This window comes from Streptomyces sp. NPDC005791, from assembly GCF_042871485.1.
In the GTDB taxonomy this organism is placed as follows: Bacteria; Actinomycetota; Actinomycetes; order Streptomycetales; family Streptomycetaceae; genus Streptomyces.
Genome location: NZ_JBIAIP010000018.1, coordinates 163,453 through 173,060 on the forward strand (window position 1 = coordinate 163,453; position 9,608 = coordinate 173,060).

General features: G+C 70.6%; 7 protein-coding genes. 3 read left to right on the plus strand and 4 right to left on the minus strand.

Annotation, left to right across the window (positions count from 1 at the left end; all coding sequences use genetic code 11):
- Positions 1-37: 37 nt before the first annotated feature.
- The gene (locus tag ACFYSH_RS29690) at positions 38-844 is read right to left on the minus strand and encodes a M15 family metallopeptidase (protein WP_359476418.1); all 807 of its coding nucleotides are present in this window, start codon (positions 842-844) and stop codon (positions 38-40) included.
- Positions 845-904: 60 nt separating this feature from the next.
- On the opposite strand from ACFYSH_RS29690, the gene ACFYSH_RS29695 reads away from it, so the two are divergent.
- A complete protein-coding gene (locus tag ACFYSH_RS29695) occupies positions 905-1,402 on the plus strand; it encodes an NUDIX domain-containing protein (protein WP_359476421.1) in 498 nt (165 codons plus the stop codon).
- On the opposite strand, the gene ACFYSH_RS29700 is transcribed toward ACFYSH_RS29695, so the two are convergent.
- Complete coding sequence (locus tag ACFYSH_RS29700) at positions 1,393-3,756, minus strand: glycoside hydrolase family 31 protein (protein ID WP_359476424.1); 2,364 nt, start codon at positions 3,754-3,756, stop codon at positions 1,393-1,395. The genes ACFYSH_RS29695 and ACFYSH_RS29700 overlap by 10 nt on opposite strands.
- Before the next feature lie 217 nt (positions 3,757-3,973).
- On the opposite strand from ACFYSH_RS29700, the gene ACFYSH_RS29705 reads away from it, so the two are divergent.
- Together ACFYSH_RS29705 and ACFYSH_RS29710 are read left to right on the plus strand one after the other, a co-directional pair.
- Entirely contained in the window at positions 3,974-5,950 is a 1,977-nt protein-coding gene (locus tag ACFYSH_RS29705) for an acetoacetate--CoA ligase (protein WP_359476427.1), read from the plus strand.
- Between the two features lie 78 nt (positions 5,951-6,028).
- Positions 6,029-6,943 (plus strand): hypothetical protein, encoded by a 915-nt coding sequence (locus tag ACFYSH_RS29710; protein ID WP_388756467.1) that lies wholly within the window; start codon positions 6,029-6,031, stop codon positions 6,941-6,943.
- 75 nt (positions 6,944-7,018) lie between these two features.
- Here the strand turns inward: ACFYSH_RS29710 and ptsP are convergent, their stop codons facing one another.
- Positions 7,019-8,689 carry a phosphoenolpyruvate--protein phosphotransferase gene (gene ptsP, locus ACFYSH_RS29715; protein WP_359476433.1) on the minus strand — a complete coding sequence of 557 codons (1,671 nt, stop codon included), beginning with the start codon at positions 8,687-8,689 and terminating at the stop codon, positions 7,019-7,021.
- Between the two features lie 74 nt (positions 8,690-8,763).
- Complete coding sequence (locus tag ACFYSH_RS29720) at positions 8,764-9,213, minus strand: PTS glucose transporter subunit IIA (protein ID WP_033304207.1); 450 nt, start codon at positions 9,211-9,213, stop codon at positions 8,764-8,766.
- Positions 9,214-9,608 lie beyond the last annotated feature (395 nt).

Below are 9,608 nucleotides of genomic sequence, written 5' to 3' on the forward strand. Positions count from 1 at the left end.
CCGGTCGTCCGTTCTCCGCCCGTCGCCGTCCTGGCCGTCAGTGCCCCGCGACGGAGCGCCTGGCCACCGGGAAGTCGAAGTACGTGTCAGGGAAGAGCTCGGGCTTGTAGGTGAAGTGCCACCACTCCTCCGGCAGATTCACGAACCCCAGACCGGTGAGCGTCTCCTTGAGGAGCTGCCGGTTGGCACGCTGCACCCCTTGCACCCGAGGGTCGTCCGTGTGCGACAGGGTGTCGAAGCAGTCGTACCCCGTGCCCATGTCCACCGAGTTGTCGGGGAAGCGCTCGCCCTGCGGCGCGTAGCACGGTGCCGGCGCCTCGCCCGGTTCGTACGGCCTGGTCGGCTCCGCGGGCAGCTTCACCAGGGTCAGGTCCACGGTGCTGCCCCGGCTGTGCCCGGACTTCTCCGCGATGTAACCGTCCTCGAACAGTCGCGCCTTGTCGACCATCGGGTAGAACTCGTCCTTCATGGCCTGGTCGTCCAGATCCTTCGCCCAGCGCACGAAGTGGTCCACGGCGCGCTGCGGCCGGTAGCAGTCGTACACCTTGAGCGAGTAGCCCTGACGCAGGAGACTCCGCTGAGCCGTGCGCAGCGCGGAAGCGACGGGCCGGGTCAGGATGCAGACGGACTGCCGATACCCCTCCACCGGCTCTCCCATGAAATTGTGCGCGGTGGTGTAGCGCATCTCCGTGAGAATCGTCGGGTCGACGGAGCGCAGGTCGACGAACTCCGGCGGAGCCTTGGGTTCGGGCCTGGCCGCCGCCACCGGTGCGGCGGCGGTCACGGTGAGCAGAGCGGCGCCGGCGACGGCCAGGGCGCGGAGTGCACGAGCTATTCCTGTCATGGGCACACCGTCTATCAGTTTCGGGGACGCAAGAGAAGAGTGATCGGATACAGTCCGCTCGTGAAGGACTCCCACTGCGACAGCTGCGGGGCCCCGTACGCCGCGGACACCTGGCCCCGCGTCTGCGCAGCGTGCGGCCACACCGCCTATCGCAACCCGCTCCCCGTGGCCGTCGCCCTGCTGCCCGTCACCGGACCGCACGGCACCGGCCTCGTCGTCATCACCCGTGCCATCCCTCCACACAAAGATGGGATCGCACTGCCCGGCGGCTACATCGACCAGGCCGAGGACTGGCGCCACGCCGTGGTCCGCGAGCTGCGCGAGGAGACCGGCATCCGGGCCGACGAGACGGACGTACGCCTCGCCGACGCGCTGAGCTCCCCGGACGGCCATCTGCTGCTCTTCGGACTGCTCCCGCCGCGCCCCGCCGAGAACCTCCCGCCCTCCGCACCCACGGACGAGACCTCGGGCCACGACGTGCTGTACTCCCCGGACGCACTCGCCTTCCCGCTGCACACCCGGGCCGTACGCTCCTGGTTCGACGGCGCCTACCACTGACCCGACAACCCCCGCACGCGGACCGGGTACGGCACCAGCCCCTCCTCACCGTCACGCTCCACGACCACGCGCCCGGCCCTGAGGCACGACGTGTAACGCTCCACCTCGGCCGGCGCCCACCCCTCGCCCACATCCCGTACGACCAGCCCGCCCCCGGTGCGCCCCGCGGCCGGAGCCCACACCTCCAGCTCGACCCCACCCTCAGGTCCCCGTACCGGAACCACCGCACCGGCCCGCGCCAGCACCGGAATCCGGGACAGCGGCGCGTCCACCACCACCTGGCCCGGCCCCTCGTACGTCCGCCCGGTGGCCGTGTCGTACCAGCGCCCGGGCGGCAGGCGCACCGAGCGGCGGTCCGTTCCCTCGTCCAGCACCGGCGCGACCAGCAGCGCGTCCCCCAGCAGGAACACGTCCTCGCAGTCCCGCAGCTCCCGGTCCCCCGACGCGCCCCACCACACCGGCCGCACGTACGGCGCACCGGTCAACCGGGCCAGCTGCGCCAGCGTCACGAAGTACGGCAGCAACCGCTCCCGTTCCCTCAGAGCCTCTCCGGCATGGACGAGTACCTGCGGCCCGAACTCCCACGGCTCCCGGCGCCCCGCGCCGATGGCCGCATGCGTACGGAACAACGGCATGTACGCGCCCAGTTGGAACCAGCGCAGGTACAGCTCCGGCGACGGTGACCCGTCGAACCCCCCGATATCCGGACCGGAATACGGCACCCCGCAGAGCCCGAGCCCCAGCACCAGGGCCAGCGAGGCCCGGAGCCCCGGCCACCCCGTCGCCACATCACCGGACCAGGTGCCGCCGTACCGCTGCATCCCCGCCCAGCCCGAACGGGAGAACAGGAACGGCCGCTCCTCGGGGCGCAGCCGACACAGCCCTTCGTACCCGGCCCGCGCCATCGCCAGCGCGTACACGTTGTGGGCCTCCCGATGATCACCGCCACGGCCTTCCAGGGAGTGCCGGGACGAACGCGGCAGCGAAGGATCCCCGAAGGCCGAGAACGACACGGGCTCGTTCATGTCGTGCCACACGCCGGCGAACCCCTGTCCGAGCCGCTCCTCGTACAGCGCTCCCCACCACTCCCGCACCAGCGGATCGGTGAAATCCGGATAGACACACGCACCCGGCCACACCTCACCGAGCACCGGCACCCCCTGCGGATCACGGACGTACGCCCCCTCCGCACCGACATCGAGGCCGCTGTCGAACACCGTGTCGCCCGCCGACGCACGCACCGCGGGATCGACGATCGACACCAGCCGGACGCCCTCCGCGCGCAACTCCTCCGCCAGACGGGGCAGGTCAGGGAACCGCTCCCGGTCGACCGTGAACACCTGATGCGCGTCGTAGTGGTCGATGTCCAGGTGCAGCACCGACAGGGGCAGCCCTCGCTCCCGGTACCCCGCCACGATCCGCCGCACCTCCCGCTCGCTGCCGAACCCCCAGCGCGCGTGCTGCGGGCCCAGCGCCCAGGAGGGCGGCAGCGCGGGCGCCCCCGTCAGCGCCGTCCACCCCTGCAGCACCCTGGCCGGCGTACCCACGACGACCCAGCAGCGGAGCGGACCGCCGTCCATCCTCGTCTCACAGGTGCCGGCCCGGTCATGTCCTGAGCCGGCGCCTTCCTCGCCCTCCCGGACGGTCACCCCGCCCGACCAGGAGTTGTCATGGAACGCCAGGTGCGTGCCCGCGTCGGACACCACCATCTGCACCGGCATCGTCACGTACAGCGGGTCGTCCCCAGGACCGAAACGCCCGCCCGGATCGGTGTTCCACAACCCGTACGTGCCCTCTCTCAGCCGCGGACCGCCGGGCCGCCCGCCCAGCCCGAAGAAGCGCGCGTCGGCAGGGACCTCGGACCGCTGCACCCACCGTGCCTCGCCTCCGTCCACCGGTTCCCACCAGCGCGGCGGCAACTCCCGGCGCAGCAGTACACCCCCCGGAGTACGCAGCTCCACCGCTCCGTGCCGCGACACGACGACCGTCAGCCGTTCGGACACGACCTGCCAGCCGCCGTTCGTGTCCGGCTCGAGACCCGCCCGCGGATCGGGCTCCGGCTCGGCCCCCGGCAGGGCGTACGACGGCAGCGGCTCCGCGCCGTCCCAGGACCAGAACACCGCACCGCCCACGGCGACCCGGACCCGCAACTGCGAGCGCGCGAACCGCACGACCCCACCGCCCGGACCGGGCTCCGCACCGATCAGGAGGCCGGGCACACGGGCCCGCTCCGCACCACGCGGCTCCAGGCCCCGGGCATCCGCACGACGGTGCCGCCAGGCCGAGCGCACCGTCCGCATCCCCTGCACGGAACCGACCATCTTCACCGAACGCACCAGGTCACGACCATCCATGCAGGCCACCCTGCCATCCGCCGTGACGGAAACGTGTTCCGTTCAGCTTCCGTTCACCTGAGGCACACGACACCGGCGGACACGCAACCACGCGGGGGACCCTGGTGCGTAAGACGATCACATGGCATCGTCCGTGAAAGCCGTGCACGCGCACACCCGAGCCGTGCGCGCGACGCACGCGCACCCCGCGTACACCCCGAAAGGCCAGGGAGCCTCCATGACCTCAGCAGCCGGCGAAGCCCCCCTCTGGCAGCCCGAGCCCGAGCGCGTCGAGACCGCGGCCGTCACCCGCTTCCAGCGATGGGCGGCCGGGCGCTACGGAGCCCCGGCCGACGGCGGCTACGCGGCGCTGCACCGCTGGTCGATCGACGAACTCGACACCTTCTGGCAGGCCGTCGCCGACTGGTTCGACGTACGCTTCTCCACCCCGTACGAGGCGGTTCTCGGCGACCGCACCATGCCCGGCGCCCAGTGGTTCCCAGGCGCCACCCTCAACTACGCCGAGCACGCCCTGCGTACGGCCGACGACCCGCTCCGCGCGGACGCCCCCGCCCTGCTGTACGTCGACGAGACCCACACCCAGGTCTCCGTCAGCTGGTCCGAACTCCGCCGTCGGACAGGCTCACTGGCCGCGGAACTCCGCGCACTCGGCGTCACCCCGGGCGACCGGGTCAGCGGGTACCTCCCCAACATCCCGCAGGCGGTCGTCGCATTCCTCGCCACCGCCGCGGTCGGCGGCGTCTGGACCTCCTGCGCCCCCGACTTCGGCGCCCGCAGCGTCCTGGACCGTTTCCAGCAGATCGAACCCGTGGTCCTCTTCACCGTCGACGGCTACCGTTACGGCGGCAAGGAGCACGACCGCACCGGCACCGTGGCCGAACTCCGCCGCGAACTCCCCACCCTGCGCGCGGTCGTCCACATCCCGCTCCTGGGGACGGACGCGCCCGAAGGCGCACTGGAGTGGTCGGCCCTCACCACCTCCGACACCCCACCGGTCTTCGAGCAGGTCCCCTTCGATCACCCGCTGTGGGTGCTCTACTCCTCCGGTACGACCGGACTCCCGAAGGCGATCGTCCAATCCCAGGGCGGAATCCTCCTCGAACACTTCAAGCAGATCGGGCTGCACTGCGACCTCGGCCCCGACGACCGCTTCTTCTGGTACACCTCCACCGGCTGGATGATGTGGAACTTCCTCGTCTCGGGCCTGCTCACCGGCACCACCGTCGTGCTGTACGACGGCAGCCCCGGGCATCCGGACGTGAGCGCCCAGTGGCGCGTCGCCGAACAGACCGGAGCCACCCTCTTCGGTACCTCGGCCGCCTACGTCATGGCGTGCCGGAAGGCCGGCGTCCACCCGGGCCGCGACCACGACCTCAGCCGTGTCCAGTGCGTCGCCACCACAGGCTCCCCGCTTCCGCCCGACGGTTTCCGCTGGCTGCACGACGAGATCGCCGACGACCTGTGGATCGCCTCCGTCAGCGGCGGGACGGACGTCTGCAGCTGCTTCGCGGGCGCGGTCCCCACGCTGCCGGTCCACATCGGCGAACTGCAGGCACCCTGCCTCGGCACCGACCTCCAGTCCTGGGACCCCGAAGGCCGACCGCTCACCGGAGAGGTCGGCGAACTCGTCGTGACCGCACCCATGCCGTCCATGCCGGTCCGCTTCTGGAACGACCCCGACGGGCGCCGCTACCACGACAGCTACTTCGACATGTACCCCGGCGTCTGGCGCCACGGCGACTGGATCACGCTCACCGACCGCGCCTCGGTCGTCATCCACGGCCGCTCCGACTCCACCCTCAACAGGCAGGGCGTACGGATGGGGTCCGCCGACATCTACGAGGCGGTCGAGCGGCTCCCCGAGATCCGTGAGTCCCTCGTCATCGGCCTCGAAGAACCGGACGGAGGCTACTGGATGCCCCTGTTCGTCCACCTCGCCGAGGGCGCCACACTCGACGACGGACTCCGCGACAGCATCAGACGGACCATCCGCGAGAACCTCTCACCCCGCCATGTACCGGACGAGGTCATCGAGGTCCCCGGTATCCCGCACACCCTCACCGGCAAGCGCATCGAGGTTCCGGTCAAGCGACTGCTCCAGGGCACAGCCCTTTCCAAGGCGGTCAACCCAGGTTCTGTCGACAACCTCGAACTCCTCCGCTTCTACGAGGAACTCGCCCGCGCACGCCACTGATCCGTCCGCCGGACCGGCCGTTGTCAGTCCCTCTGATTACGCTGAGTGAGCATCGATCACCAGTGCACAGGGGGACCCATGGCGCACATCAAGCAGACCAGGCGCAGCCGGCAACGCTCCGGCACATCCATGCGACGCACACTGCGCCGCGAAGCACCCAGTACGGTCGGCCTGCTCGTCGACCCCGAGGACTTCGCGGCCATGCGGCACTACCGCAGCTTCCCCTTCGACGACCACGCGGTCTACCTGCAGCACGTCGAAGGTCTGCTGCGCACACTCACCGCCCAGGGGACGCACACCATCGTCGCCCTCTTCGACCCGGAGGACTACGCGGTGTTCTGCACCGAGTCCGGTCTCGATCCCGACGAGCGTACGAGCCGCAGCCAGTTCACCGCCGAGATCGCCGCGGGCGGAGCCACCGTGGCTTACACCGGGCAGCCCATCGACACACTGATCCCATTGCTCGTCTCACGAGCCGTCCGCCGCGCGACATGGGAATACGCCACGATGCTGCTGGCCGGCCTCGGCGACTGCGCGGACTGCGGGCAGGACATCGGCCGGGCCGCCTTCGACAGGGCGTCCCACCTGCTGGTGCGCCTGCTGGACACGGCGGGACCGGGCACCCACCACATCGTCTGCAGCACGCCCACGGAGAACGAACAACTCCTCGCCGTCCTCCATACCGCCGGCGACAGGACCGGACCGGCCCGGCTCGAATCGTCGGAAGGGGCGGAGTTCACCACGGTGCTCGCCGTCGGCGTCGCGCTCGAGACGCAGGGAGGCGTCGTCCTGCGCACCACGGCGCCCGGCGCCCCTGACCGGGTGCACGGCTGGCGCCTGCACCGGGGCAGCCTCCTCCCGCTCACGGCGGGCGAGGTCTTCAACGCCTACTGCACCGACGCCGACACGGGCGAACCCGTGGCGCCGGAATCCGGCGTCGAGTACTGCGCGGGCTTCGACCTCGGAGCCGACGAACCGGAACCCCATCACTGACAGACCGAAGGGGTTCCCACCGGTACCGGAACCGATGGGAACCCCTTCACATCCGACCGTGTGCGGCGGACGGCGTCACTCGCCCGACAGCACCGCCTGCGCGGCGAGCCGTGCCTCTTCGGCGGAGTCCGCCGCACGCGCGGCGGAGGCGGCACGCTCGCACTGTGCGAGCGTGTGCTTCGCCAGCGTCGCCCGCACATAGGGAATGGATGCCGCACCCATCGACAGAGAGGTGACACCCAGGCCGGTCAGCACACACGCCAGCAGGGGGTCCGAAGCGGCCTCGCCACAGACACCGCAGCTCTTGCCCTCGGCCCTGGCGGCGTCGGCGGAAAGCGCGACGAGGTCGAGCAGGGCGGGCTGCCACGGGTCCTGCAGCCGGGACACGGCGCCCACCTGACGGTCGGCCGCGAAGGTGTACTGCGCCAGGTCGTTGGTACCCAGCGACAGGAACTCCACCTCCTGAAGGATCGAACGGGCCCTGAGCGCGGCGGACGGGATCTCCACCATCGCCCCGAACTTCGCCTGCAGTCCCGCCTCACGGCAGGCGTCCGCGAACGCCTTCGCGTCGGCACGGTCGGCGACCATAGGGGCCATGACCTCGAGGTACACCGGCAGACCCTCGGCGGCCCTGGACAGTGCCGTCAGCTGGGTCCGCAGCACATCGGGGTGGTCCAGCAGACTGCGCAGCCCGCGCACACCCAGTGCGGGGTTGGGCTCGTCGGCCGGTGTCAGGAAGTCCAGCGGCTTGTCGGCACCGGCATCCAGCACCCGCACCACGACACGTCCCTCGGGGAACGCCTCCAGCACCGCGCGGTACGCCGCGATCTGCTTCTCCTCGGACGGCGCCTGCTTGCTGTCGTCCAGGAAGAGGAACTCCGTACGGAACAGCCCGACACCCTCGGCGCCGGCTTCCAGTGCCGCCGGCACGTCACCGGGGCCACCGACATTGGCGAGCAGCGGCACCTTGTGACCGTCCGAGGTGGCCCCGGGACCGGTCACGGCCGACAGCGCCGCCCTGCGGGCCGCCGAAGCGCTCTCCATCTCGGCGCGCTTCTCCTGGCTCGGCTCGACGAAGATCTCGCCGGTGCTGCCGTCCACCGCCACGACCGTGCCCTCGGCGATCTCACCCGCACCGGGCAGAGCCACCACGGCCGGCACCCCGAGCGCCCGCGCGAGGATGGCGCTGTGGCTGGTCGGCCCGCCCTCCTCCGTGACGAAGCCGAGCACCAGGGCGGGATCGAGCAGGGCCGTGTCCGCGGGGGCCAGGTCACGAGCGATCAGGACATACGGCTCATCGCTGTCGGGTACACCCGGCATCGGCACGCCGAGCAACCGCGCCACGATCCGGTTCCGGACGTCGTCGAGGTCGGCGACGCGCCCAGCCAGGTACTCCCCGGCATTGGCCAGCAGAGCCCGGTACGCGGCGAAGGCGTCGTAGACCCCACGCTCGGCGGTGCTGCCGACCGCGATGCGGCGCTCGACGTCGGCGATGAGCTCGGGGTCCTGCGCCATCATGGCCTGGGCCTCGAGCACGTGCTGCGCCTCGCCCCCTGCCAGATTGCCGCGCGCGATGAGGTCGGCCGCAACAGCTTCCACGGCCTGGCGCGCACGCCCCTGCTCGCGCTCGGCCTCGTCCGCGGGGATCTGTTTGGCCGGCGGCTCGAGGACCGCCGTACCCATGTGCCGAACCTCGCCGATCGCCACACCGTGGCTCACACCGACGCCTCGCAGCGTTGTCTCCATTTCACCCGTCTCCGATTGTGCGGCGGCTGCACCGCCGCGGTGGATACCAACTGGCTCTAACTGCGCAGAGGGTGTCACTGCCAGCCGAACAGCGTCTCGCCGACCTTCACGTCGCCGTCCTCGCGGACGTCGGAGAGGGACTCGGCGGTGGCCTCCAGGGCCACGACCGGGCAGATCGCGGACTTACCGGCCGCCTCGACGCCGGCCGGGTCCCACCGGACGATGCCCTGCCCGCGGGTCACCGTGTCCCCCTTGTTCACGAGCAGCTCGAAACCCTCGCCGTTGAGCTGCACGGTGTCGATCCCGAGGTGCGTCAGCACCCCGTGCCCCTGGTCGTCGACGACGACGAAGGCGTGCGGGTGGAGGGAGACGACGATCCCGTCGACCGGCGAGACGGCCTCGGAGGGCTCGCGCACGGGGTCGATAGCTGTACCGGGACCCACCATGGCTCCGGAGAACACGGGGTCGGGAACCGCGGTGAGTCCGATGGCACGGCCGGCGAGAGGGGACGTCACTGTGGTCATGGAGAGCCTCCAGGGGGTGGGGATCCGTATGTCACCGCCATGGCTGAAGGAGGGCGGCGTACTGATCAGCAGCGTAAGTCATATGAAGTCCCGGTTCCGCCCGAGAGCTACCGGTTGGCCGACCTGGAGGCACACCGGAAACGATTTGCCTCGTCTCGCTGCGACCTGTACTGTCGTACCCCTGCCTGACACCGACACGACTTCCAGTCCGGGGTCGGCAGCGACTCCCAAACCCAGACTGTAACTCTGATGGGGCTCTCGCATGCTCGCGAGACCTTGGTCAAAGGAACGGGAAAAGGACTGATAGAGTCGGACTCGCCGGAAAGGGAAACGCGAAAGCGAAGAACTGGAAAGCGAAACAGCAGGAACCCGCTTCGGCCGGGAATCGGACACGA

Coding starts and splice junctions, on each gene's coding strand:
- ACFYSH_RS29710 (WP_388756467.1), top strand. CDS start 6,029: ATGGCGCACATCAAGCAGACCAGGCGCAGCCGGCAACGCTCCGGCACA.
- ACFYSH_RS29705 (WP_359476427.1), top strand. CDS start 3,974: ATGACCTCAGCAGCCGGCGAAGCCCCCCTCTGGCAGCCCGAGCCCGAG.
- ACFYSH_RS29720 (WP_033304207.1), bottom strand. CDS start 9,213: ATGACCACAGTGACGTCCCCTCTCGCCGGCCGTGCCATCGGACTCACC.
- ACFYSH_RS29700 (WP_359476424.1), bottom strand. CDS start 3,756: ATGGATGGTCGTGACCTGGTGCGTTCGGTGAAGATGGTCGGTTCCGTG.
- ptsP (WP_359476433.1), bottom strand. CDS start 8,689: ATGGAGACAACGCTGCGAGGCGTCGGTGTGAGCCACGGTGTGGCGATC.
- ACFYSH_RS29690 (WP_359476418.1), bottom strand. CDS start 844: ATGACAGGAATAGCTCGTGCACTCCGCGCCCTGGCCGTCGCCGGCGCC.